Annotated in this window: 20 protein-coding genes; 11 read left to right on the top strand and 9 right to left on the bottom strand. The window is 64.9% G+C overall.

The features are described 5' to 3' along the window. The first annotated feature begins 3 nt into the window (after positions 1–3). From JMY29_RS19530 to JMY29_RS19520, 3 genes are read left to right on the top strand one after another with little or no spacing between them, the layout of a single operon-like run. Entirely contained in the window at positions 4–1,653 is a 1,650-nt protein-coding gene (locus JMY29_RS19530; protein WP_189076582.1) for an N-acyl-D-amino-acid deacylase family protein, read from the top strand. Further along, complete coding sequence (locus tag JMY29_RS19525) at positions 1,650–2,285, top strand: bifunctional 4-hydroxy-2-oxoglutarate aldolase/2-dehydro-3-deoxy-phosphogluconate aldolase (RefSeq protein ID WP_018779373.1); 636 nt, start codon at positions 1,650–1,652, stop codon at positions 2,283–2,285. Before JMY29_RS19530 ends, JMY29_RS19525 begins: the two co-directional genes overlap by 4 nt. A gap of 23 nt (positions 2,286–2,308) precedes the next feature. After that, the gene (locus JMY29_RS19520) at positions 2,309–3,700 is read left to right on the top strand and encodes a GntP family permease (RefSeq protein WP_018779372.1); all 1,392 of its coding nucleotides are present in this window, start codon (positions 2,309–2,311) and stop codon (positions 3,698–3,700) included. Between the two features lie 307 nt (positions 3,701–4,007). On the opposite strand, the gene JMY29_RS19515 is transcribed toward JMY29_RS19520, so the two are convergent. From JMY29_RS19515 to JMY29_RS19505, 3 genes are read right to left on the bottom strand one after another with little or no spacing between them, the layout of a single operon-like run. Further along, a complete protein-coding gene (locus JMY29_RS19515; RefSeq protein WP_064722409.1) occupies positions 4,008–4,514 on the bottom strand; it encodes a universal stress protein in 507 nt (168 codons plus the stop codon). Between the two features lie 4 nt (positions 4,515–4,518). Then, on the bottom strand, positions 4,519–4,878 hold the full coding sequence (locus JMY29_RS19510; RefSeq protein ID WP_018779370.1) for a CU044_2847 family protein: 360 nt from the start codon (positions 4,876–4,878) through the stop codon (positions 4,519–4,521). Continuing rightward, positions 4,875–7,322 (bottom strand): CHAT domain-containing protein, encoded by a 2,448-nt coding sequence (locus JMY29_RS19505; RefSeq protein ID WP_189076581.1) that lies wholly within the window; start codon positions 7,320–7,322, stop codon positions 4,875–4,877. Before JMY29_RS19505 ends, JMY29_RS19510 begins: the two co-directional genes overlap by 4 nt. A 123-nt stretch (positions 7,323–7,445) precedes the next feature. Between JMY29_RS19505 and JMY29_RS19500 the strand changes: the two genes are divergently transcribed. Beyond that, positions 7,446–7,646: a hypothetical protein gene (locus tag JMY29_RS19500; RefSeq protein ID WP_018779368.1), complete on the top strand. Its 201-nt coding sequence runs from the start codon at positions 7,446–7,448 to the stop codon at positions 7,644–7,646. 2 nt (positions 7,647–7,648) lie between these two features. On the opposite strand, the gene JMY29_RS19495 is transcribed toward JMY29_RS19500, so the two are convergent. Together JMY29_RS19495 and JMY29_RS19490 are read right to left on the bottom strand one after the other, a co-directional pair. Continuing rightward, positions 7,649–8,683: an LLM class flavin-dependent oxidoreductase gene (locus JMY29_RS19495; protein WP_110504746.1), complete on the bottom strand. Its 1,035-nt coding sequence runs from the start codon at positions 8,681–8,683 to the stop codon at positions 7,649–7,651. 106 nt (positions 8,684–8,789) lie between these two features. Then, positions 8,790–9,197, bottom strand: a complete 408-nt coding sequence (locus JMY29_RS19490) for a CBU_0592 family membrane protein (RefSeq protein ID WP_189076580.1) — start codon at positions 9,195–9,197, stop codon at positions 8,790–8,792. A 182-nt stretch (positions 9,198–9,379) separates the two neighbouring features. Here JMY29_RS19490 and JMY29_RS19485 point away from each other — a divergent pair, with 182 nt between their 5' ends. Further along, positions 9,380–10,303 carry a LysR family transcriptional regulator gene (locus tag JMY29_RS19485; protein ID WP_189076579.1) on the top strand — a complete coding sequence of 308 codons (924 nt, stop codon included), beginning with the start codon at positions 9,380–9,382 and terminating at the stop codon, positions 10,301–10,303. 402 nt (positions 10,304–10,705) lie between these two features. On the opposite strand, the gene JMY29_RS19480 is transcribed toward JMY29_RS19485, so the two are convergent. From JMY29_RS19480 to JMY29_RS19470, 3 genes are all read right to left on the bottom strand, one after another. Further along, positions 10,706–11,485: an isocitrate lyase/PEP mutase family protein gene (locus JMY29_RS19480; RefSeq protein ID WP_055974013.1), complete on the bottom strand. Its 780-nt coding sequence runs from the start codon at positions 11,483–11,485 to the stop codon at positions 10,706–10,708. A 40-nt stretch (positions 11,486–11,525) separates the two neighbouring features. Continuing rightward, positions 11,526–14,027, bottom strand: a complete 2,502-nt coding sequence (locus tag JMY29_RS19475; protein ID WP_189076578.1) for a glycoside hydrolase family 3 C-terminal domain-containing protein — start codon at positions 14,025–14,027, stop codon at positions 11,526–11,528. A gap of 184 nt (positions 14,028–14,211) precedes the next feature. Next, positions 14,212–15,429: an MFS transporter gene (locus JMY29_RS19470; protein WP_189076577.1), complete on the bottom strand. Its 1,218-nt coding sequence runs from the start codon at positions 15,427–15,429 to the stop codon at positions 14,212–14,214. A gap of 126 nt (positions 15,430–15,555) precedes the next feature. Here JMY29_RS19470 and JMY29_RS19465 point away from each other — a divergent pair, with 126 nt between their 5' ends. The 5 genes from JMY29_RS19465 (at position 15,556) to JMY29_RS19445 (ending at position 19,734) form a co-directional block, all read left to right on the top strand. Continuing rightward, positions 15,556–16,434, top strand: coding sequence for a helix-turn-helix transcriptional regulator (locus JMY29_RS19465; RefSeq protein ID WP_018779361.1), 879 nt, complete (start codon positions 15,556–15,558; stop codon positions 16,432–16,434). A 17-nt stretch (positions 16,435–16,451) separates the two neighbouring features. Then, positions 16,452–16,847 carry a (R)-mandelonitrile lyase gene (locus JMY29_RS19460; RefSeq protein ID WP_039243452.1) on the top strand — a complete coding sequence of 132 codons (396 nt, stop codon included), beginning with the start codon at positions 16,452–16,454 and terminating at the stop codon, positions 16,845–16,847. Positions 16,848–16,972: 125 nt separating this feature from the next. Next, positions 16,973–18,118 carry a GGDEF domain-containing protein gene (locus JMY29_RS19455; RefSeq protein WP_227453607.1) on the top strand — a complete coding sequence of 382 codons (1,146 nt, stop codon included), beginning with the start codon at positions 16,973–16,975 and terminating at the stop codon, positions 18,116–18,118. Positions 18,119–18,278: 160 nt separating this feature from the next. Continuing rightward, positions 18,279–19,439 carry a WD40/YVTN/BNR-like repeat-containing protein gene (locus JMY29_RS19450; RefSeq protein ID WP_039243451.1) on the top strand — a complete coding sequence of 387 codons (1,161 nt, stop codon included), beginning with the start codon at positions 18,279–18,281 and terminating at the stop codon, positions 19,437–19,439. 7 nt (positions 19,440–19,446) lie between these two features. Next, positions 19,447–19,734, top strand: a complete 288-nt coding sequence (locus tag JMY29_RS19445) for a MoaD/ThiS family protein (protein WP_018779357.1) — start codon at positions 19,447–19,449, stop codon at positions 19,732–19,734. 42 nt (positions 19,735–19,776) lie between these two features. On the opposite strand, the gene JMY29_RS19440 is transcribed toward JMY29_RS19445, so the two are convergent. Then, a complete protein-coding gene (locus tag JMY29_RS19440) occupies positions 19,777–20,013 on the bottom strand; it encodes a hypothetical protein (RefSeq protein ID WP_018779356.1) in 237 nt (78 codons plus the stop codon). A gap of 274 nt (positions 20,014–20,287) precedes the next feature. On the opposite strand from JMY29_RS19440, the gene JMY29_RS19435 reads away from it, so the two are divergent. Continuing rightward, entirely contained in the window at positions 20,288–23,011 is a 2,724-nt protein-coding gene (locus tag JMY29_RS19435; protein ID WP_189076575.1) for an FG-GAP-like repeat-containing protein, read from the top strand. Positions 23,012–23,131: the final 120 nt, after the last annotated feature.

Genomic DNA, 23,131 nt, shown 5'->3' with positions numbered 1-23,131 from the left:
GCCATGAAGACCCTCATCAGCAATGCCACCCTGGTGGACGGAACCGGAGCGGACCGCCGCCCAGCGGACGTCCTGCTGGACGGCGCGGTGATTGCCGCCGTCGTCGACGCCGGTAGCCTCACCCCAGCGGACACGGGCGCCGAGCGTGTCATCGATGCCAGCGGCCTGGTCCTGAGTCCCGGTTTCATCGACATGCACGCGCATTCCGACCTGCAGTTGTTGGTCAACCGGGACCACTACGCCAAGCTCAGCCAAGGCGTCACCACGGAACTGTTGGGCCAGGACGGACTGTCCTATGCGCCCGTGGACGACGCCACACTGGCCGGTGTCCGGGAGAAAATCGCGGGCTGGAACGACAACCCGGCCGGCTTCGACTGGAACTGGCGGACCGTGGGCGAGTACCTCGACCGCCTCGACAGCGTAGAAGAGGGCGGCCGCATCGCCACCAACGCCGCCTACCTGGTACCCCAAGGGACCGTCCGGGCCATGGTGATGGGTTTCGCTGAAGGAGACCCCACGCCGGAGCAACAACAGCACATGCAGGACGTCATCCGCACGGCGATGGAAGAAGGCGCCCTCGGCATGAGCTCCGGGCTGACCTACACGCCCGGTATGTACGCGCAGACCGAGGAACTTGCCGGGCTCCTCCGCACGGTGGGTGAGTTGGGCGGCTTCTACGCACCGCACCACCGCTCCTACGGCAAGGGCGCCCTGGGAGCCTACGCCGAGATGATCTCCCTCAGCCGCGATACCGGCTGCGCCCTCCACCTTTCCCACGCCACCATGAACTTCGCCGAAAACAAGGGCCGCGCCGGGGAACTCCTGGACTTGATCGACCAAGCCCTGGACCAAGGCGTGGACATCACCCTGGACACCTACCCCTACCTCCCCGGCGCCACCACGCTCTCCGCGATCCTGCCGAGTTGGGCCTCATCCGGCGGAACCGAGGCCACCCTGGCCCGGCTGGCGGACCCGGACACCCGCGCGCGCATCCGCGAAGCCGTGGAGATCTACGGCTCCGACGGCTGCCACGGCGTCGTTGCCGAGTGGGACACCCTGGAAATCAGCGGAGTGCAGAACCCGGCGCTCGCAGAACTCGTGGGAAAGACCATCAAGGACATCGCGGCCGAAGCCCGGCAGGATCCCTTCGACGTGTTCGTGCGCATCCTCACCGAAGACCGCCTCGGCACCGGCATCCTGCAACACGTCGGTCACGAGGAAAACGTCCAGGCCATCATGAAGCACCGCACGCACACCGGCGGCAGCGACGGACTCCTGGTCGGCGCCAAACCACACCCCCGCGCCTGGGGCACGTTCCCGCGCTACCTCGGCCATTACTCCCGCGACCTCGGCCTGCTCAGCCTCGAAGAAACAGTCCACCACCTCACGGGCCGGCCCGCCGCCCGCCTCAAGCTCAGCGGCAGGGGACTGGTCCGCGAAGGTTGCGCAGCCGACGTCGTGCTCTTCGACCCCGCAACCATCCGCGATACCGCCACGTTCGAGAATCCCCGCCAGGCCGCCGACGGCATCCACTACGTGTTCGTCAATGGCATGGCAGCGATCGACGGCGGCAAACCCACCGGCGCACGCGCCGGCCGCGCCCTCCGCAGACACAGCGACGGCCTCACCCGAGTAGGAAGCAGCACCTCATGACCCCCGAAGAATTCCTCCAGCAGCTCGAAACGGACCGCACGCTCGCTGTGGTCCGGGCGCCCTCCATTACGGACGCGGCCGACCTCTGCCGTGCCTTGGCCAGCGGCGGCATCCGCAGCGTCGAGCTGACGTTCACCACGCCGGATGCGCTCAAGCACGTCAAGCGCGCGGCCGAGACGGCAGCGGACCACGGTGCCGCCGTCGGAATCGGCACCGTCATGACCGGTGACCAAGCCCGCGCAGCGATCGACGCCGGGGCGAAGTTCCTGGTGACGCCCGGGCTCAGGCCGGAGGTCGCGGCAGTTGCTGCGGCTGCGGGAATTCCCTTCAGCCTCGGCGCCATGACCCCCACAGAGGTGGCGCAGGCCCTGGACCTGGGTTCGGCCGCCGTCAAGATTTTCCCCGCCCGCCAGCTCGGTCCGGCGTATCTGAAGGACTTGCAGGGCCCGTACCCGGGCATCCGTTTGCTGCCTTCGGGAGGCATCGACGCCTCCAACGCCAAGAGCTATCTCGACGCCGGTGCTGCCGCAGTCTGCTGTGGCACCAGCGTGGTCCCGCCCGCAGCAGTCGCTGCCGGCGATTGGGCAGACATCGCGGCACGTGCCGCAGCCTTCACCAGCACCCTCAAGTAGGACTCACCCAGAAAGAAACGCCCATGAATGAATTTCTTGAATGGCTGCGGCACGACACCGCCGGCCTGCTCCTCCTGGCAGGCGCGGGCATCGCGTTGCTGCTGTTCCTGATCATCAAGGTCAAGCTCGAACCGTTCATCGCCCTCGTGGGGACGGGTGTGATCGTGGCCCTGGTCGGCGGGATTTCCGTGGAAGCCCTGGTGGGTTCGGCCACCAAGAGCAGCGACGCCCTCATCGAAAAGGGCTTCGCCGGCATCCTCGGCCACATCACCGTGATCATCGGCCTCGGTACCGTGCTGGGCGCCATCCTGGAACGGTCCGGCGGCGCGGAAGTGCTGCTCGGCAGGCTCGTGAAGATCTTCGGTGAAAAGGGCACCCCGCTTGCCATGGGCATCACCGGCTTCGTACTGGGTATTCCGGTGTTCTTCGATATCGGCATCTTCGTCCTTGCGCCGCTGGTCTATGTTGCCGCCATCCGCGGCGGCAAGTCCCTGGCACTGTACGCACTGCCGCTGCTGGCAGGCCTTTCCGTAACCCACGCCTTCCTGCCTCCGCACCCCGGCCCTGTTGCCGCTGCCGGCCTCTTCCACGTTGACCTTGGCTGGATCATCCTCATGGGCCTCATCTGCGGCATCCCCGCCTGGTTCGCTTCCGGCATCCTGTGGGGTACGTACATCGGCAAGCGCGTGATGGTGTCCGTTCCGGAAGACCGGATCGTTCCCGAGGCCGAGGGAGCCCGGGGCCACGAACCGTCCATCGGCCTGGTGCTGCTGGCCATCGGCCTGCCCATGATCCTCATCCTTGGCGGCACGTTCGGCAACATCTTCGCTCCTCCCGGGGCTTTCCGGGACGTCCTCCAGTTCTTCGGCAACCCGGCCATCGCATTGACCGTGGCCGTGCTGCTGGCCATGTGGCTGCTGGGCATCCGCCGCGGCATGACCTCCGCCGAGCTCAGTGAAATCACGGGATCTTCGCTGCGGCCCGTAGGCATGATTCTCCTCGTGGTCGGTGCCGGTGCCTTCTTCGGAGCAGTCCTGTCCGCCACGGGTGTTGGTAAGGCTGTTGCGGACTCGCTGTCCCAGGCCGGCCTGCCGATCATCCTGTCCGCGTTCGTCATCAGTGCGGGCATGCGCATCGCCCAAGGCTCGGCCACCGTGGCAATCGTGACCACCGGCGGCATCCTGGCACCGAGCCTGGCCACCGGGTACTCCCAGCCGCAGCTCGCCCTGATCGTGGTGGCCATTTCCTCCGGCTCCATCATCGCCAGCCACGTCAACGACGGCGGATTCTGGATCATCTCCAAGTACTTCAACATGTCCGTCAAGGACACCCTGAAGACCTGGACCGTGCTGGAAACCGTGCTGTCCATTGTGGGCTTCGGAATGGCGGCCCTGCTGTACACCTTCGTGAGGTGAACCGCCGGCACCCACGGTGGGTTCCGGCGTCGTGAGCTTCTACCGTCACGAGCCAATGTGAAACCGGAACGGCCCCGGCATGCCTGTCAAAAGGCATGCCGGGGCCGTTGTGCTTTAAGCATGTAGTGGCCGCATCGGGCGCGGCTGCGGCCGCATCGCGCTGCCGTTAAAGCAAAGAGCTCCGGAGTGCGTTATTGGGGGATACGCACTCCGGAGCGGTCTTTGAGCAGGCGCTTTCGCTTCCTGCACTCATCACTCTACGTGCCATGGGACGCCAATGCCACCACCTCGAATAAGTACTTTCGCTTTAGTTTCTCCGGTCCCCGTCATGGCGCTTTTTCTGGGGCACAATCAGCACCGGCCGGCGCTGGTGATGGCTGAGCCAGGCAGCCACGGAACCGTTGAGGGCCTCGGAAATCCGGTGCCCCAAACCAGGTTCCGGCGAGCCCACAATGATCATGGACGCGTTGATGTCCGCCGCCAGCCGCCCCAGGGCCCGGGCGGGATCGCCGGCCAGCAGCCGCAGGGTCCAGTCGGCGCTGCCGCCGTCCATGGCTTCCCCGATCATCTTGCCGAGATCCCCCCGGACCGCGTCCACCTCGGCGTCGTCTTTTTCCGGGTGCAGCGACATCCTGTGGGTTTCGCGGGAGGGATCCCACTCCACGAGGTAGCTGGCCTCGTCCACGTAGGCGCACACCAGCGGCACGCCGAGCTGCTCGGCCAGGGTCCGGGCCGTTTGCAGCACCTCCACGTGCTGGTCGGGAAGGACGCCCACCACGAGGGGAATGGGCCCGCTGAAATTTTCCTCAGCCATACCCTTATTGTTGCGCCGCGCCGTGCTGTTGAACAGGCTTGTTCCACGTCAGCCGCACCTTGAAGTTGGATGCCGTGCTGGCCGATGCGATAAAGGCGCCCGCCTCCGCATGAAGGTCTATCCCGAACTCCACACTCAGCTCGTCGGGGCGGTTTTCGAGGCTGAGCAACTCGTCAATGACGCCTTGGACCGCGGGACGGACATGCTCGAGGGCCCGTTGGAACGTCTGCTGGGCACGCGCGAAGACCCCCGAGTGATCGGCCGTGTGCTCACCACCCCGTGTCACCAGGCTGCCGGCAGTGCTCGCCACCTCCACGATCACCGTGCCGCCGTCATCCGTTGCGAACTCCACCAGGTGCGTCATTTTTCAGTCCTTTCCGTTGACCGCGCACGCAGGCGGCGGGAGGCCGCCAGGAAAGCCATACCGGCCGCGCAAACCACAAAAAGCTGTATCAAGGCAAAGTAGGCGTGTGTCCGGTACCAGGACTCAAGGAACACTCCCTTGTCCTGGACCCAGACCAGCGGCACGGACAGTGTGGGCCAGAGCAGCAGCCAGCCCATAAGCCTGGATTGACTGGAACGCATGGCCAGGATGCCCGCGCACAACCCAAAACCTGCATGCACAAAGCTGAACACCACAGCTGTCAGTTCCACGCTGTAATTCAGTCCCGAAAGTCCAAAGACCGCACCTGAGACAACAACTCCGGCCATCACCAGGCGTCCGATGATGGTCCGATCCGGAAGGCCGGCGACGGCCAGCAGCAGGTATCCCAGGGGAGCCACCAAACCGTAGAGGATCCTCAGGGATGCGTCGCCGCCGCTCTCGTACCAATAGTTGTCATCGAACCACAGGAAGTAGACGGCAAAGCACACCCCAAGCCCGCCGGCCACCGCCAGGACGGCACCGCCCCAGGCAAGGGGAACCGCATTCAATGGCGCGGACGCGCCCGGCTGTGATGCCACCGGGCTTTGCCCGGCTTGGGCAGCTGCAATATTCGACGCCGGCACACCGGTCAGCGGCGCAGCGCGCGGTTGGGGCGGGGGCTGATACACGGTGGTGTACGAACCCCGGGTGCCGGCCATATCAGTTTGGGACTCCTCCGCGGAAGGGGTTTGCTTTGGCTTGGCCTTCTCGATTTCGGCACGCGCTGCCGTGGCGAGCCCGCCGGGATCCGCCGCCGAGGGGTCCACTGAAGCCAATTCACTGGAAACGTCGAGCACTGCCTGCCAGGAGCCCTGGGAGGAGTGGTACCGCAGTTCCCCCTCTAGGTCGGAGACGCGTTGCTTTCGCTCGCAGTCCTGTTTGCGCGCTGCGGCCTGGGGATACTCGGGGTCGTCCAGGACCAAGGCGAAGCCGTCCGCAGCGGCCAACCAATCGCCGGATTCCTCCGCCTGGAGCGCCTCGCGGTAGATACGTGCCAGCTCCAGCCGTCTGCGGGCCGCATCCCTTTGCGTTGCAGCGTCCCTATAACCGGGTTCCAGAGTGAGTAGGTCCTCAAACAACTCGACGGCCTGCTCGAATCGCCGGGCACGCAATTCCGCGGTTGCCTGCACGTACAACGCCCTCAGCTGGGCCCGCTTCATCGCCTGATCGGTGTGGGCTTGTTCGGTGTTCGCAACAGCAGGGGGCGGCACCGCAGCCTGACCGCCCGACGCGGCGGCCGCCGTCGTGCTTTCACTGTAAGCCGGTGCGCGCGGCGGCCCCGTCAGCGTGAAGAGCTGCGTGGAGCCGCCCCGGACGTAGAGGGCCGGCGTGACCCATTCCAACGTGCCGTCGGGGCTGGCCATGACCGAGATGCGGCCAACGCGGGCGGCTTCGTCCACCGTGCGGCCGTTGGCGATTGCGGCGTAGAAGCCGTGGGCGAAGGCGATCGCGGCGGCGTCGCTGATGGCGAACTGCATGGCCGCCACAGCGCCTATTCCGCTCCTGACCAGCGCGGCAGCCGTCCCGGAGAAGAGGTCGGTCTGGCCCATCTCACCGGAAGAACACGAATTGAGCACCACCAGCCGTGGCCTGGGGGAGGCCACGCTGAGCAGGGCCATCAAGCGGACGGCGCGGACCATGGCTGCACGCCCGTCCTGGCCCACCAGGGCGATCCGGCCCTCGTCCGTGCGGGGGTCGTAGTCGCCATGCCCGACAAAATGAACCACATGCCATGGGCCGGCGAGGAGCATCGACTGGACGTCATCCCAGGTCCCGGTTTTGGACCACACCAGTTCCACGCGGCCCTCGCTCATGGGGCCGGCCAAAGCCCGGCCCAAGTGGTCCTTCTCGGTCTCGACGTCAAGGGCAGGCAGGTCGCGCGGCGATGCGACGATGCCCAGAATCCTCAGCGGAGGTGCGACGTCCAGCGGGTTCTGGTTGTAATCGGGGGCCGGGATGTGCCGGATGAGCGGCTCTGTCTGGCAAAGGTAGGTCTCAGTCCCGGGGTCGAAGAGGGTCTCCCACGGCATCATGGCCAACTCCGGAGCCGCGAGCCGAAGCACCACGCGAAGTTGCTGGCCCGAATGCTGTGTTGCCCCAAGGCTTGCCCTGTAAGTGCCGTACACCTCACGGGTAAAGAGTGCTTGAAAGAGTTCCTGCCCCACTTCCCGAACCGCAACCTCGGCGATAGGCAACGTCCGCCGGGCGGCGACCGCGGAAGCCAGGACGGTGGCCTCAAGCTGCGGAAGCCGGTCCTGGATGCCATCTACGTCCAAGGTGAAGGCTCCGGACGCATGCCCTCCCGCCGGCGCACGGACCACGTGCACCGTATATTCACCGCGTGCAGAGCCAGCGTCGATTTCCAGCTCGATGTCACAGTCCATCGCGGGTCCCTTGTGGTTCCTACGTACAGATTGGCCCTACGACGGCCACCCCGCAAGGGGTTTCAGGCCTTGAAGCGGCAACCGACCAGGCCTACCGTTAAACCGACGGAAGGTGGTCCCGCGGTGGAAATCTACATGTGGTGGCTTGATCTGCACATGGACAGCAAGGAATGGCTGCGCGAGAACCTGCGCGTGGAAGAACTCCCCCTGCAGGTCCTGCAACATATCGCCGAGGCCGGCGGTCCCCATCCGGACAAAGTCAGCGGTGTGCTGACCACGGCCGACTGGGACTTCATCGAGACCCAGTCCGAATTCGTGGACTGAGGCTATTCCGTCGGCGCCCACCCCAGCGCCGGCCCCAACGTGCCCGCGATATCGGTGAGGATCTGCACGTAGTCCTCGTGCTCAAAGCTGAACGGCAACGCGAACGCTACCTCGTCCACTTCCTGGAAGCCCTGGTGCGCGTACAACTGTTCGGCAATCTGATCGCTGCTGCCGATGAGGTCCCGCGCGAACATCATGCGCTGCGGGCCTTGGGGCGCGCTGGTGCGCGGAGTCCGCTCATCGACATAGCGCTGGTACTTCTCCCGCTGGGCACTGGAAGCGGAATCCGTGGGGATCACCACCAGTCCTTGCGAGACGCGGGCGGTGCTGCTGCCGCCTGCTTCAGCCGCGCCACGGAAAGCGCGGATCTGCCGTTGCTGTACTGCAGCAAAATCCGGCTCTTCATCCTGGCCCGGGAACACCACGCTGCTGGTAAGCAGGTTGAAGCCGTTCTCCCCGGCCCACGTTGCCGACTTCAGGCTCGCTGCTCCATACCAGATCCGTTCACGCAGCCCGGCGGAATGGGGTTCCACGCGGTTTGAGAACTCCTCCACCACGCCCTGCTTGCCGGAAAACTCCCGCACCTTCCCGCCGGCGACCAGCCGGGCAAAACGGTCCACACGGGCGTAGCTGAAATCTTCGGTGTCCGCGGAATCAGGGTAGAGCTCGTGCTTGACGGTGTCGTAGTGCATCGGTACGCCGACGCTGACCCCCGGATTGATGCGGCCTCCGCTGAGTAGGTCCACTGTGGCCAGGTCCTCGGCCAGGCGAAGCGGATTCTCCCAACCCAGCGGGGTCACCGCGGTGCCCAGCTCGATCTTCGAGGTCCGTTGGCTGGCCGCTGCCATCACCGCAACCGGCGACGAAATTCCGTACTGCAGGTGCCGGTGGCGCAACCAGGCACTGTCGAATCCCAAGCGCTCGCCGAGTTCGATGATCTCCAGGGTGGAGCGGTGCCCCGCAGCCGGATCCGCGGGATCGAACAGGCCGATGGTGAGGAATCCAAGCTTGCGCAGCGGACGGTCTGGGGTGGGCATGGCTTCCTTCTCTGTCGGTCGGCGCTTAGTGCCCACCCTAAGCGTTGCCGCTTACGACGACGACGGGAGGTTACCTTGTGTGATGTGCAGCCCAGGGATACGCGGATTACGCGCAGTTGACTGCCTGGCTGGGCCGCGGGATGACCATCTGCGCGGCTGTGTCCGTGATGCTGATGTCCCTGGTGCCTGAGTCCCTGGCGCCTGTGTTCCAGCCGGCTGGGTCCATGGTGGCGAGGGCCGGGGCGGTCATTGGTTCGGGCTCGGCGACTGCAGCCTCCGTCCGGGAGCGCATCCGCAGCAGCGCCACCGCTGAGATGAGGAACCATGCCACGTTGGTCACCACCGAGGGCCACGCTTGGTGGAGGGTGCCGTTGATGATGAACGCGCAGGAGCCAAACAGGTTCACGGCCTGGAAGGTACTGCCCGGCTTGATCCATCCCATGGACACTGTCATGTAGGCACAGAGCATCGCCGCCGCACCGGCCCAACCGGTAATTTCCCACAGCAGTTCCATCGGGGGTCCTCTCATGTCCAGGCAGCCGGAAGTGGCCGGGCGACGAATGGTTTCAGGGGTTTTTCTGCCGAATGCAGAGACCGGCCCTTCAGAGCGAAGAGCGGCCTTGAACTAAATTTTGAGGGATAGCTGCCTTTAGTTCAATTGCATTATTCTGAAGCCCGTATTTAGAATCTCTGAACATGGAAATGGACCCCCGACGCCTGCTCGTCCTCCTCGCCGTCGCCCGTACCGGAGGGGTCCTCGCCGCTGCCGACGAACTGCGGATCACGCCGTCCGCGGTGTCCCAGCAACTCACCAAATTGGAGAACGAAGCGGGCCAGGCCCTGCTCCTCCGAACCCCCAAAGGTTCAGTGCTGACACCGGCCGGACTGGCCATGGCGGAAGCCGGGGAGGAAATAGAGCGGGCGTTGAACGTGGCGCGCTCGCGGATGCAGGGAGAAGCGGAGGTCGCGGGAGTTGTGCGGGTAGGTGGGTTCACCAGCTTCATGCGCACGGTGGTCATTCCGCGCCTTCCGGAGTGGCGCGTCCAGTACCCGCAACTACAGATCCAGCTGGTGGAGGACGGCTTCCCGGCGCTCATGCGTCTCTTCCGACAACGCCAGCTGGACGCCGTGGTGGTCGAGCAGGATTCGACGACCTCGGACCAACGTCCCCTGGCAGCCGGGATGGTGGAAGAACCACTGCTGGATGAGCCGTGGAAGCTGGTGGTGCCGGCGGGATCACTGCTCAGCACGGACAATCTTGACCTGAGCCGTCTGCCCCTGCCGTGGCTGGGCGTAGAGCCGTCCGCAGCCAACATTGCCGTGCTTGGCCGACTGCGCCATTCGACGGGTGCCCACATCGAGACGATTCACCAATACCAGGACACACTGACTGCCTTGGCGCTGGTGGCGGCCGGGGAAGGTGTTGCGATAGTGCCCACCCTGGCGCTGACAGGAGTGGTCCAGGACCAGGTGGACATCCTTGATGTGCCGGGTTTGGGGACGAGGCACATCGCGCTGCGTCGGTTCGACAGGCGAAGGCCGACAAGCCTTCCGTTGGACACGGTGGCCCGGCTCCTGCGGGAATCTGCGGCGGATTTTGACACGCGGTCGACTTCGTAACCGGTTACGGCCTGGAGCGTCAACCTACTGGGTGTCCTTGGGAGCAGTGCGTTTCCCCCGGCGCTATCTCGTGGCCTTGGATGCACGTGCGTTCAGGTGGCTGGTGGTCATCGTGGCGCCGTATGAAAATACTGCTGCCGGTTCCCTCCACGCCTGAGTCCTCGCGCTGCAGCCACTCGCCGAAGCGGGTCCTGTGCACCTTGCCGTCACTGTTTTGATCCGGTTTACCGTGGTGGAATGGACTTTTGGCCATGGCAACCGCGCCCCTTCTGCTCGGTCTCTGTTGCCCGCATTGCACAGTAATTTTAGGACCACGCAGCAAGCACTGAAAGAGGTGCCGGGAAACGCTGGCCAAGGCCGCTCCCGGTCCGCTCACTCAGAGCGGGCCGGGACGGCTTAGGCCTAGTTCAGCGCCGGGGTGTCCGTTGGGATGACGCCGGAGCCGTACAGGTCAGAGGCCAGATCCTGAAGAGCGCGGAGGGCCACCCGCTGGGTGAACGGACCGTAGGACACCCGGGCTACGCCGAGTTCCTGGAGCTCGGCAGCAGGCAACGCTCCGGGAGCGCCGATCACGGAGAGCTTGCCGTGGCCGAGGCCCTCAACCAGCGGTTCGATGAGATCACGGTTCAGCGCGCCCGGCACGAAAACCAGCGCTGCACCGGCGTCGAGGAAGGCGCGACCCCGTGCGATGGCGTCCTCGATGCTGTCCTTGATCGGACGGTCACCACCACGGACGATCGCGTCCGTGCGGGCGTTCAGCTGGAACGGAATACCCTCGGCGTTGGCGGCATCGATGATCGCCTTGACGCGGGCAACCGCTTCGTCGAACGGCCGCAGGCGGTCCTCAACGTTGGCGCCCACGACTCCGATGCCAATAGCGCGCCGGATGGTTTCGGCAGGATCCTCATATCCGTCGTCGAGATCTGCAGTGACGGGGACGTCCACAGCCTTGACGATCCTCTCCACTCCGCTGAGCGCCACGTCCAAGGGCATGGTTCCGTCCTTATAGCCAAAAGCCGCGGCGATGGAGTGCCCGGCGGTGGCGATGGCTTTTGTCTGGGGGAGGGCTGCCACCGTGGTGGCACTGACCGCATCCCAAACATTGACGACACTCAGGATTTCCGGCGCTTCATGCAGGGCCTTCAGTTGTTCTGCGCGTGCAGTCGTGTTTGCTTCAGTCATGGTTTTCTCCGTCATCCTCGGTAGGGAGTTGGTGCCACGTTCAGCCTAAACGCAACGCATCCGCCCCGGCCAAGTCCACCCGGATGTCCGTCATCAAAGGTAAATCCGCACTGGATGTCCCCGCGCGGAGGTGGAAGATCCCCGGCTCCAGGGACCAGGAGCCGGCGGCGGTGTCCCAGTGCCCGAACAAACGCCGGGGAATCGTCACGGAAACCGTGTCTTCCGCTCCTGCAGGCAGCTCGGAAACGGCCGCACCCGCGAACCACAGGGCGGGCCTTTCCACCCGGCTCTGCCCCCGGGAGAGGTAGAGCTGAACCACTTCGCGGGACGCCCGGGCGGAATGGTTCCTGAGCCGGACGGTCACAGCGACGTCCTCCTCCTGTGCCCGGACCTCCAGATGTGACAGGCTCCAGCTTCCGTAGCCCAGTCCGTGCCCGAAGGCGTAAGCGGGTGCGGTTTCCGCCCCGGCGCGGTAGCCGATGGCGAGCCCTTCGCGATAGACCACGTCGCCATTCTGCGGCTGCGGCGAAGCCAGACCTTCCTCGCTGGACGGGAAGGTGACGGGCAGCCTGCCACCGGGCTCTGCCTCTCCGGTCAGAACGTCCGCCACAGCCCAGCCCATTTCCTGGCCGCCGAACCACGTCAGGAGGATGGCATCCACCTGGTCACGCCAGGGGAGGAGAACGGGCGCCCCGGAATTGACCACCACGATGGTCTTCGCGCTCACGGCCGCCACCGCTGCCACCAGTTCGTCCTGGCGCCCCGGCAGAGCGAGCGTGGTCCGGTCGAAACCTTCAGCTTCGTCTTCCGAACCGGTGCCGGCAAAGACGATGACGCAGTCCGCATCGCGGGCCGACTCCACCGCCTCCGCGATCAGCAGGTCGGCGTCGGGTGCTGCTGAATCAAAGCCCAAACGGAGGGAGGCCACGGTCCGCTGTGCCGGCGCGTAGGTGAAGACCACCCCCACGGCCTGTCCCGGTGCCATGGCGAGGTCAATCAGCGCTTGCGGCGGCAGGGACATGCCCACCACGGCGTCGGCATTAATAGGGATGAGCTCCCCATCGAACCGGGCGACGCCGTCCACGGTCACCTGCGCGTGGCCCACGCCCGCCGCGGAGAACACGTAATCGCCCGGGGTGTCGGCGGTGAGGAGGGTGCTTGCCCGGATGGCCTTGACCTCGTCCTCCGGAACGCCGTCGGGGTAGCCCATCCCGTACGTCAGTGTGTCGCAGCGGTCGCGTGTTTCGCTGCCCAGCGTGCGGCCTTCCTGGTCCAGGAATTCAATGAGGACCACGCCCTGGCCTCCCGGCGCGGAGCCGTTCGCTGCGGAAAGGGTCTTCACCAGCGTGGTGGGGCGGACCCCCTCGCTGTAATGGAACAGGGTGTCCGGCATGGCCGCGCGCAGCGCCTCCAGGGGCGGCACGGTCGGGGGAGCGATGACCGCCGCGCTGCCGCCGCCGTTGGTTCTCGGCACAACAGCGGCAGGACCGACGACGGCGATCTTCCGTGCCGCCGTCGTCAACGGCAAGGCCCGGTCCTCATTGCGCAACAGCACCATGCCCTTGGCCCCGGTGTCCCGCAGAAGCCGGCGTATCCCGGACGATTCCGCGGACGGTGGCGTGGGGAGGGCGTCCCGGTCCACCAGTGGCTCAATGCCGTCGAGGGCTCCGAGCCGGGCCGCCAGCCGCAGCAGCCGGAGCACCTTGTTGTCGACGGCCGCCTCCGGGACGCGTCCTTGGCGGACTGCATCCACGAGGCCCGCAGCCCACATGGTCCTGGGGCCGGGCATCGCCAGGTCGGTACCACCCAGCGCCGTCGACTCCACAGTCCGGATGGCTCCCCAGTCGGAAACCACCAAACCGTCGAATCCCCATTCGCGCTCCAAAATCTCCGTCAGGAGGTCCGACTCAACGGCCGGGGTGCCGTTGACCCGATTGTAGGAGGACATGATGCCGAGGCCACCGGCTTTGACGATCGCTTCGAACGGGGCCAAGTAGGCCTCCCGCAATACATTCTCAGGGACCACCGAGTTCGAATTCAGCCTGTCCGTTTCGGCCTCGTTCGCGATGAAGTGTTTGGCTGTGGTGGCCGGGCCCTCGGCTTGGATTCCCCGCACCATGGCCGCCCCCATGATGGCCGTGAGGTACGGGTCCTCGCTGAACGCTTCGAAGTGGCGGCCGCCGTAAGGGGTGCGCTGAAGATTGACCACCGGGCCAAGAACGACGTCCACGCCCTTGCGCCTGGCTTCCGCGCCGATGACGCCACCCATGGCGGCCGCCACGCGAGCGTCGAACGTTGCTGCCAGCGCCGTCGCCGAAGGGATATTGATGGAGGTGTCCGCCTCGGTCCACCGCACGCCGCGGATTCCCACGGTTCCGTCGGAGAGAACAAGGGAGCGCAGCCCGATCGATTCATCGGCGTAGGTGCTCCAGTGGTCCTTGCCCGACAGCAGCCGGACCTTGGCTTCCAGGTCCAGGCGCGCAAGACGGGCCATGAGTTCCTGCTCGAGCAAGCGGGAAGGGGGAACGGGAATTGCACGCATGGGCGGCACCTTTCGCAATATGCTGCCGGCCGCTGCACGAGGGATACCAGGGGTGCGCGGCGGCATCAGGCCCGGTGGGGTTCGCGATGCATTGACCGCTGCGAGCAGGCCCACCGGATGGATTGCGTCTGCCTACGTTCGCCCTCAATTTACAACAGCTGCGGGCCGGGGCGCCAGATCGCGGCTACCGCCTGCGTGACACGCGCTTCGTCATGAACGCCAGGAACGCCGACACCAGAAGGACCACGGAACTGGCCAGGAAGGTGCTTTCAAAGCCCAGCGAGTCGAACAGCACTCCGCCAACTGTGGAGCCCAAGGCAATGCATGTCTGGACCACGGCCACCATGAGCCCACCGCCCTGTTCGGCGTTGCGCGGCATCGCTTGCGCCACCCAACTCCACCAGCCCACCGGAGCGGACGTTCCCAACAGCCCCCAGAAACCCAACAGAACAACGACGACGGCGAACACGCCACCGAACGGGATCAAGGCAACCGCGACGAGGGCCATGACGACAGGGATCACCATGAGTGTCCGGTACAGGCCAGCACCCAGGAACCGGCCGATGAGCACGGTCCCGACGAATCCGGATAGGCCCATGACCAGCAACACGAGGGACACCAGGGCTCCCTCCGCCCCGGTCACGGTTTCCAGGAAGGGCCGCACGTAGGTGAAGAGGATGAACTGGCCCATGAAGAAGCTCCCGCAGGCGGCCATGCCCCATGCGACAGTCCGGTCCTTGAAAGCCGTGAAGATGGTCAGGATGTCGCGGGCCTTGGTCCTGCTGACAGGCGCTGCGAGGGACGGCAAGGAAATCCAGAGCCACACCACACAAACCACGGAGACAGGCACAAGGCAGAGAAAAGCTCCCCGCCAACCAATGAACGAACCCAGGTAACTGCCAAGCGGCGCAGCAAGAACGGTGGCCAGGGCATTGCCGCCGTTGACGATCGCCAGCGCACGCGGGACCTGCGCCGGAGCGACGAGCCGCATGGCGGTGGCAGCGGACATGGACCAGAAACCGCCGATGACAACACCGATGGATGCCCGGCCCACCATGAATGGCAGGTACCCCGGGGCCAAGGCGATCAGGGCGCCGGAGGCACCCATCAACGCGGCCAACCCGATCAGCAAGGTGCGCCGGTTCATCCTGCCGGTTACCGCGGACACGGAAAGGCTGGTGAGGACGGCGAACAGCCCGGAGATCGCAATTCCCTGGCCCACCAACCCTTCGGAGACCTGGAGATCATTGGCCATGGGAGTCAGGAGACTCACGGGCATGAATTCGGAGGCCACCACGGCGAACGCTCCAAAGGACATGGCGAAGACGCCGCCCCAACGGCTCACGGGGTTCGGGCCCTCTTTGTGTGCGCCGGGCGTGGCGGTACGGGTATCTGCTGACATGGATTGGCCTCTCAGGTGAACTGGGATCCATCGGACCATGGCTTGGCGGATAGGTGGGAGGGACCGTTTATACGGGTTCCAACAGAACCTCTCACCACGGGCAACGGGGGTCGTAACGTGGAGGACATGGACAATCGGTCGGAAGTGCGGGAGTTCCTGATGTCCCGCCGCGCACGCATCACCCCGGAGCAGGCAGGCATCGAAGCTTTCGGCATTCGACGGCGGGTCACCGGCCTGCGGCGCGATGAAGTGGCGCGGCTTGCAGGCGTCAGTATCGACTACTACATCCGGTTGGAGCGGGGAAATCTCTCCGGCGTATCGGACAGCGTCCTGGACGCCATCGCCGGGGCTCTGCAACTGGACCGCGCAGAACTCGAGCACCTCTATGACCTCGCCCGGACAGCCAACCGGGGCGGGCGCACGAAGGTCAAGAAGGCGGCCCGCACGATCGATCCCGCGCTCCAGTTTTTCCTGGATTCCATTACGGGAGCACCGGCTTTGATCTCCAACAACCGCATGGACGTGGTGGCTGCTAATGCTCTGGGTTACGCCATGTACTTCGACCTCTTCAGGAGCACGGCCGGCCCCGCGAACCACTCCCGGTTCATCTTCCTGGATCCCCGCGGACGGGATTTTTATCCCGATTGGAACCGCGCTGCGAACACCAACGTGGAGATCCTGCGCCGCCACGCGGGTCGCTTCCCCCATGACAAGGCAATCGCCGAACTCGTGGGCGAGTTGTCCATGCGGAGCGAGGAATTCCGCACCCTTTGGGCCGCGCACAATGTCCGGCGGCACCGCTCGGGAATGAAGACCTTCCAGCACCCGGTGGTCGGATCGCTGGAACTGACTTACCAGCAGCTCGAACTCGACGAGGATACCGGCCTCCACGTCACCGTCTACCCGGCCGTGCCAGGAAGTGCCAGCGAGGAAGGCTTGAAACTCCTGGCGTCCTGGGCGGCTACCGAAAACGTCGTCGAAAAGGCCACGGCAGGCACGCGCTGATTCTTGAGGAGCGAAACATGAAGTACATGAAAAGCGGCAACCCGACAGCAGCCGGCCCGAAGGAATGGTTCACGGGAACCGTGCAGATCGACGGTATCCGGAACCCGGATGGGCAATCAGCCATCGGCTGCGCACACGTCCGGTTCGCTCCCGGTGCACGGACTGCCTGGCACCACCACCCCAAGGGACAAACCCTGTATGTCACCGACGGAATAGGTCTGGTGGCTACGCGGGACGGCGGGATACAGGAGATCCGCCCCGGCGACGTTGTCTACATCGAACCCGGCGAGGAACACTGGCACGGCGCCACCCCGGACCGGTTCATGGCACATATCGCGATGCAGGAGGCCGACGGGAACGGCCAGGTCGTGACCTGGCTGGAACACGTCACGGACGAGGACTATGGGGCCTGAGCAGCTCTTTCCGGGCATAGCCCGCCCTGCAGCTGCGGTCCTCCGCCGCGTCGTGTCCCGCCCATTCTCCTCCCGGCCCTTATGCTGGCCGGTGAATGGGGGATTCGATGTTGGATTTGTTGAGCATGAAACTTGCTCTTGCTGTTGTGACGTTAACACTGTGGGTTCTTTTCCTGGGTTCTTACCGGAGGACCCGATCGCTCTACAGCGCCTATTGGTGTGCTGCCTTGGGGTGCTGGCTTGCGGGCAACGTGGCGTACTGGCTGAAGGAAACGGACTGGGGCTGGGTAGCCAGCCCCCTGGGCAACGCTCTTACGGTCGCCGGAGCCTTCGGTGTCTGGGCGGGGTTCCGTTCCTTGCGGAACCTTGGCACGCCGTTGTGGCTGCTATTTGCGGCTCCGGCAGTAACGGCTTCGGCGACAGTCATTGAAACCGACCCCGACGGCGCGTGGCAGGGCGGGTTGGTGTACTTCGCTTTGATGGCGACCGGGATGGCGCTCGCCGCCCGGGAACTGGCCTTGCTGAAGTCGCGGGCCTCGCAAGCTCACCGGCCGCTGCTGGTTGTCGCTGCTGTCCTGGTGGCCTACTTCGGTTGCCGCATCGTGGTCTATGCCGTGGCCGGGCCGGACAGCGAGGTCCTGCAGTCCTATTTCAGCCCGGCGGTGACGTGCTTGCTGCTGATCATGCTGCTGGTCCTGGTTTCCTTCAGCATGACCGCGCTCAATAGCCACCAGCTCATCACGAGGCTCAATGAGCGGGCATCGCGCGACGGAATGACGGGCTTGTTCAATCGCCAGGCTTTCATGGAATTGGCTGAGCGGGAGCTCGCTGCCCTGCAAACGGCGGGCAGGTCGGCGGCCGTTGTCCTGGCCGACCTTGATCATTTCAAGTCCGTGAACGATACCCACGGGCATGCCGCCGGGGACGCTGCCATCCGGGCGTTTGCCGTGGCGTGCAAGGGTTCGTTGCGCAGGACCGACTTGGTGGGCCGGTACGGCGGGGAGGAATTTGTCATTTTCCTGCCGGGTGCCGACGAGGTCGCGGCGGAAGCCATCACCACCGAGATCAGCCGGCGCCTGGCCGCTGCGCCCGCACCTGACGGGCTGGAGTTTCCCACCGTCAGCTACGGGATTTCATCCACTGCAATTTCAGGCTCAACGCTGGCCCAGCTGATCCACACCGCCGATGGGGCCCTTTACCAAGCCAAAGCAGCGGGCAGGAACCGCGCGTTCAAGGCCGATGGTCCTTTGGACGCGGCCTCCGCCACCTGACATCACACAACACGAAGGTTGCCTGAGGTACTCGTAGCTGGTGTGGCCACGCATCGGGAATCCGGTGCCGGGACCCGAATCCCAGGACCAAGCGCAAGCCCTCGTGAATTCTCCACATGGCTCCAAAAACCCATTGCCCTCCCCACCCCACGATGGTTCGATGGGACTCATGGCTACCGCAGAGAGTTATGTCCTGGCGATCGGAACCAAGAAAGGCCTGTGGCTGGCAACCAGCCCGGACCGAAAAGAATGGTCCCTCTCCGGTCCGCACTTCCTGATGAGCGAGATACCCAGCATCGGGATAGACACGCGGGACGGCAAAACACGAATCATGGTGGGGGTAAGGTCTGAGCACTGGGGACCCACTGTGGCCCATTCAGACGACCTCGGCGCCACATGGACCGAGCCCGAGCAAGGCGCCATCAAATTCCCGGACGGCACCGACGCCGCCCTGGAACGGGTTTGGCAGATCTACCCCGACGCCGACTCCCGCCCAGGCGTCGTGTGGGCCGGTTGCGAGCCGATTTCGGTGTGGAAGTCCACCGACGGCGGCGAACACTTCGAGCTGAACCGCGGACTATGGGACCACCCCCACCGCAGTGAATGGGGTGCGGGCTACGGCGGCGCGGCGGCACACTCGATTGTGGTGGATCCATCCGGCGAGAAGGTCCACATCGCCATGAGCACTGGCGGCGTCTACAGATCCCTCGACGGCGGGACCTCCTGGGAGCCCCGCAACAAGGGCATTTCGGCGTACTTCATGCCGGACCCCAATCCCGAGTTCGGCCAGTGCGTGCACAAGATCGCAGCCGATGCCTCCGTGGAAGGTCGTCTTTACGCGCAGAACCACCACGGCGTGTACCGGACGGATGACAACGGCGAGAATTGGGATTCCATCGCCGAAGGGCTGCCGGCCGATTTCGGTTTCGTCATGCTCACCCATCCGCGCCGGGAAGGGACGGCCTGGGTCATCCCGCTCAAGGCTGACGGTGAACGCATCCCGCCTGGCAGCAAGCTCAGCGTCCACCGAACCGACGATGCCGGTAACACCTGGAAGGAACTGCACACGGGCCTGCCGGATCACGAATACAACGCGGTGCTCCGCGATGCCGCATCCGTGGATACCGCCGAACCCGTGGGTGTGTACTTCGGAACCCGCGGTGGTTCCGTGTACGCCAGCGCCGACGAGGGCGAGACCTTCAATGAAGTGGTCTCGCACTTGCCGGACGTGCTTTGCGTTCGTGCGGCCGTCGTTGTTGGCAGCGACGCCGGAGCCACCGCCGTCGAGCAATCAGCAGCCAGCGCCCCGGTACCTGGTTAGGTCCGTTGTGGCTGACTTTACGGTCCTGTTGCCTGGTGTCCTGCAGCCGCTCGTCGGCGGACAGTCCTGTCTGACTGCGTCCGCCGACGGTGCTGTGACCGTTGGACAGCTCTTGGACTCGGTGACCGGAGATTATCCGGTCCTGGCCAGGCGTTTGCGTGATGAAACCGGGGCACTGCGCCGTTTCGTGAATATTTACGTTAACGGTGACGAGGTCCGGCGGTTGAATGGTCTTGAAACGGAAGTTGCGGCGGGCCAGGAGGTCTTGATTGTCCAGTCCGTGGCCGGCGGCTGAGGGTGAAGAAGGGCGTCCAGCCTGGTCTCCAGCAGAGACTGTTCAGGCGACGCGCCAAACACTGCATTCGTCGGTATTGATGGCTTTCCTCATCCCGGAGGCGTAATCCATGATCCAGACGACGCCGATTCCCGGGGCCGTTTCCTGGACGCGTCCGCGGCGTATGACCACGTCGTCGTAAGCGGGCCCAACCGACAGGCGGGCCTCGATCTCGTCTCCGCGGTGGAGCTGGCTGATCGCGCGTATTCGTGTTGTTTGAGTGGTTACTTCCTTCAGCATGGTGTCCTCCTGGCTGGAGCTGGTGCCTGCACTTGCCGGCTATTCCAGTGTGGAGGGGCAATGTTGCCACGGTATTTCGGCGTGGTTAGGGTCCGGTTAGCATTCCGGGATGGTTGCGTTTCCGCCCGTGCGCGGGCGCCGCCGCGACGGACGGCGACAAGACGCGCCCGCCTGAAGTCCGGCGCCTCCGCAGGCCAGTGCCGACGCGGTTGTAGCCTGATCTCGGTTACTGAGATTTACAGCAACCACAGGCTCCGTCCTCCCGGGAGAACCAATGGGTGTTTTACGGCGATCGCTCGCGCTGTCCACAGGCTTGGTGGTTTTTGCCGCCGGCCTGTTTTCTGTCCAGGCTCCTGCCACGGCAGTTCCACTTCCCGGGCCCGATAATCCGAACGTCCAATTCGTTGAGGGCACACCGCACTCGGAGCATGTTTTCGAGACGCCCCTCCCGGAAACCAAGCAGCCCACCAAGGGTCAGGCCGACGTCGACTCGCTGCTCCGTGACGGAGCTGCGGCAGCCGGTCCGGGCGGCACCATCAACGTCCGGCTGGTCACCGCGAAACTGGCGGACAACACCAACCCGGTTTCCATGACGGACGCTGAAAAGGCTGTGGTGTCCACCAGCAACTACTGGAAAGCCATGACGGCCAACAAGCTGTCCATGACGGTGGCCAGCAAAGTCGCCGGCCACCAATCCAAAGCCCGCTCCACGGACAGTTACAGCACCATCATCTCCACCATCACGGGGGAGTTGAACTGGTCGGCCAGTCCTTACACAGCGCTGGTCATCTTCATTCCGACGTCCACGTTGTCCGGCAACGCCCTGGGCGCCGGGTACAGCAGCGGCAGTTACAGCGGCCGGGTGCTCCTGCCCCAGATCAGCAGCTTCACCAACAACGTGATGAGCCACGAGTTCGGCCACGTCATAGGCCTGATGCACGCAGATGCCCTGCAGTGCGGCAGCGGAGTGTCCGACATCGGGGTCAACAGCAACGGCCAGTTCACCGATCCGTCCTGCTACATCCGCGAGTACGGCGACACCACCGACATCATGGGAGCTGCCCAGTACGCGACGCCGGTTGTGAGTTCCACGTTCTGGGACTATGCGGGCCTGGGCCGCGGGGATGAGATCCGGGACGTGGGCGTCGCAACGGGTTCCAAGAGCTACACGCTCAAGCCGTGGGGAGGCACCGAAGCCCAGCGGGCGATCAAATTCACCGATCCCGTCAGCAAAGAGGTCTATTACCTGGAGCTGCGGGAACCTGCCGGCTTTGACAATTACCTGGGAACAGCCGGCAAACCCGGAAACATGGGCGTGAAGGTCGTCCAGCGCGGCGGCGCCACCATCGCTTCTTCCCTGATTCTGATGCCCTCCACCAAGCCTTTCTCCGACCCGTGGTACGCCAGCAACCACGCCTGGCAGGCAGGGAGCACCTTCACCACGTACACCGGTACGCAGGTGACCATGAATTCGGTGTCGTCGACGTCGGCCACCATCACCATCACTGCCGACCCGCGGCTCACCGCCAAGGTCCGCTTTTCTACGGGAGATTTCGACGGCGATGGACTCGCCGATGTCTTCTCCCGCGAGCCCGACGGCTCCCTGATGCTGTATTCGGGTTTGCCCGGCAACAGGCTGGATAATCCGCGCCAGGTGGGCTCCGGGTGGAACATTTTCGATGCCATCACCGGCTTTTCGGATTTCGATGGAGACGGACGAAGCGACATCCTGGCGCGCACCAGCGACGGTGTCCTCTGGCTATACCCGGGCGACGGAAACGGCGGTTTCCTCGCCAAGCGGCAAATCGGATCCGGCTGGCAGGGCTTCACGAACATCATTGGCGTGGGCGATTTCGACGGCGATGCCCGCCTCGACGTCATGGCGACCAAGCCGGATGGCACTCTCTGGCTTTACTCAGGAGATGGCCAGGGCGGCTTCCGTGCCTGGTCGCAGATCGGATCGGGTTGGAACGGCTTCACCAGCATCACTTCCGATGGCTCCTTCGGGCTTCTGGCGCGGGCAAGCGACGGCACCCTCTACCTGTACCCCGGCAACGGCTGGGGTGGTTTCGTGCCGCGCGTCGCAATCGGCAGCGGTTGGAACGCGGTGGGCGACATCGTGAGCGGACAGGACTTCACGGGTGATAAGAAGTCCGATGTCCTGACGGTGACCTCCGGGGGGTCCATGCGGCTCTACCCGGGCAGCGGTTCGGGCTTTGCCGAACGCTTGGTCATCGGTGCCGGTTGGAACCAGTTCAGCCAGGTCTGGGAGGCGGGAGATTTCGACGGAGATGCAGTCGCCGACATCCTGGCCCGCGGTACTGACGGTGCGTTGTGGCTCTATCCGGGGAACGGTTCCGGCGGCTTTCTGCCCCGCGTCCAGGTGGGGTCGGGGTGGAATGCTTTCAATACTGTCCTGAGTGCCGGAGATTTCGACGGCGATGGCCACCCGGACCTGGTCGCACGGACAGCCGGCGGAGCGCTGTGGTTGTACCCGACAGACGGCCGGGGCCAGTTCCTGGCCCGCAAGCAGATCGGTGTCGGCTGGCAGGGTTTCAACGAGCTGCTGGCTCCGGGTGACTTCAACGGTGACGGAAAAGCTGACCTTGTGGCCCGGGCAGCCAACGGCACTTTGTGGCTTTACCCGGGTAACGGTTCGGGCGGCTTCCTCCCGTGGAAGCAGATCGGCACGGGGTGGGACATTTTTGACTCGGTAGTGCAGGGTGGGGACTTCAACGGCGATGGCCGGGAGGACATCATGGCCCGGGGCACTGACGGGGCGTTGTGGCTGTATCCGGGCAATGGCAGCGGCGGATTCCTGGCCCGCGTTGCCCTGGGTTCCGGCTGGAACACTTTCAGCTCGTTCGCGGCCTTGGGGACAGGCTTCACGGGAACGGGAAATCCGTCAGTTGTGGGTGTTGGCGGAAACGGGGAGCTCTTCCTGTACACAGGAACCGGTCAGGGGAGCTTTCAGTCCGTGCTGCTGGATCCACGGTAGGCCTGGGATGTTCCTTGCCGCTTGCCTTGCCTGAACACCAGACCGGGCAGCGGAAAGCCCGGCATGTCAGGAGACATGCCGGGCTTTCCCCGTTCCGGCGCTCCGGCAACAGGGCTGGAG

Origin of the sequence: Paenarthrobacter nicotinovorans, from assembly GCF_021919345.1 — a bacterium.
Lineage (GTDB): Bacteria > Actinomycetota > Actinomycetes > Actinomycetales > Micrococcaceae > Arthrobacter > Arthrobacter nicotinovorans.
The sequence above is the reverse complement of the archived record's forward strand: the minus strand, read 5'-3'. Positions and strand labels throughout refer to the sequence as shown.

What these genes read in the sequence shown, in the direction of transcription:
- JMY29_RS19530 (WP_189076582.1), top strand. Translation starts at nt 4, where the DNA reads ATGAAGACCCTCATCAGCAATGCCACCCTGGTGGACGGAACCGGAGCG.
- JMY29_RS19525 (WP_018779373.1), top strand. Translation starts at nt 1,650, where the DNA reads ATGACCCCCGAAGAATTCCTCCAGCAGCTCGAAACGGACCGCACGCTC.
- JMY29_RS19520 (WP_018779372.1), top strand. Translation starts at nt 2,309, where the DNA reads ATGAATGAATTTCTTGAATGGCTGCGGCACGACACCGCCGGCCTGCTC.
- JMY29_RS19515 (WP_064722409.1), bottom strand. Translation starts at nt 4,514, where the DNA reads ATGGCTGAGGAAAATTTCAGCGGGCCCATTCCCCTCGTGGTGGGCGTC.
- JMY29_RS19510 (WP_018779370.1), bottom strand. Translation starts at nt 4,878, where the DNA reads ATGACGCACCTGGTGGAGTTCGCAACGGATGACGGCGGCACGGTGATC.
- JMY29_RS19505 (WP_189076581.1), bottom strand. Translation starts at nt 7,322, where the DNA reads ATGGACTGTGACATCGAGCTGGAAATCGACGCTGGCTCTGCACGCGGT.
- JMY29_RS19495 (WP_110504746.1), bottom strand. Translation starts at nt 8,683, where the DNA reads ATGCCCACCCCAGACCGTCCGCTGCGCAAGCTTGGATTCCTCACCATC.
- JMY29_RS19490 (WP_189076580.1), bottom strand. Translation starts at nt 9,197, where the DNA reads ATGGAACTGCTGTGGGAAATTACCGGTTGGGCCGGTGCGGCGGCGATG.
- JMY29_RS19485 (WP_189076579.1), top strand. Translation starts at nt 9,380, where the DNA reads ATGGAAATGGACCCCCGACGCCTGCTCGTCCTCCTCGCCGTCGCCCGT.
- JMY29_RS19480 (WP_055974013.1), bottom strand. Translation starts at nt 11,485, where the DNA reads ATGACTGAAGCAAACACGACTGCACGCGCAGAACAACTGAAGGCCCTG.
- JMY29_RS19475 (WP_189076578.1), bottom strand. Translation starts at nt 14,027, where the DNA reads ATGCGTGCAATTCCCGTTCCCCCTTCCCGCTTGCTCGAGCAGGAACTC.
- JMY29_RS19470 (WP_189076577.1), bottom strand. Translation starts at nt 15,429, where the DNA reads ATGTCAGCAGATACCCGTACCGCCACGCCCGGCGCACACAAAGAGGGC.
- JMY29_RS19465 (WP_018779361.1), top strand. Translation starts at nt 15,556, where the DNA reads ATGGACAATCGGTCGGAAGTGCGGGAGTTCCTGATGTCCCGCCGCGCA.
- JMY29_RS19460 (WP_039243452.1), top strand. Translation starts at nt 16,452, where the DNA reads ATGAAGTACATGAAAAGCGGCAACCCGACAGCAGCCGGCCCGAAGGAA.
- JMY29_RS19455 (WP_227453607.1), top strand. Translation starts at nt 16,973, where the DNA reads ATGAAACTTGCTCTTGCTGTTGTGACGTTAACACTGTGGGTTCTTTTC.
- JMY29_RS19450 (WP_039243451.1), top strand. Translation starts at nt 18,279, where the DNA reads ATGGGACTCATGGCTACCGCAGAGAGTTATGTCCTGGCGATCGGAACC.
- JMY29_RS19440 (WP_018779356.1), bottom strand. Translation starts at nt 20,013, where the DNA reads ATGCTGAAGGAAGTAACCACTCAAACAACACGAATACGCGCGATCAGC.
- JMY29_RS19435 (WP_189076575.1), top strand. Translation starts at nt 20,288, where the DNA reads ATGGGTGTTTTACGGCGATCGCTCGCGCTGTCCACAGGCTTGGTGGTT.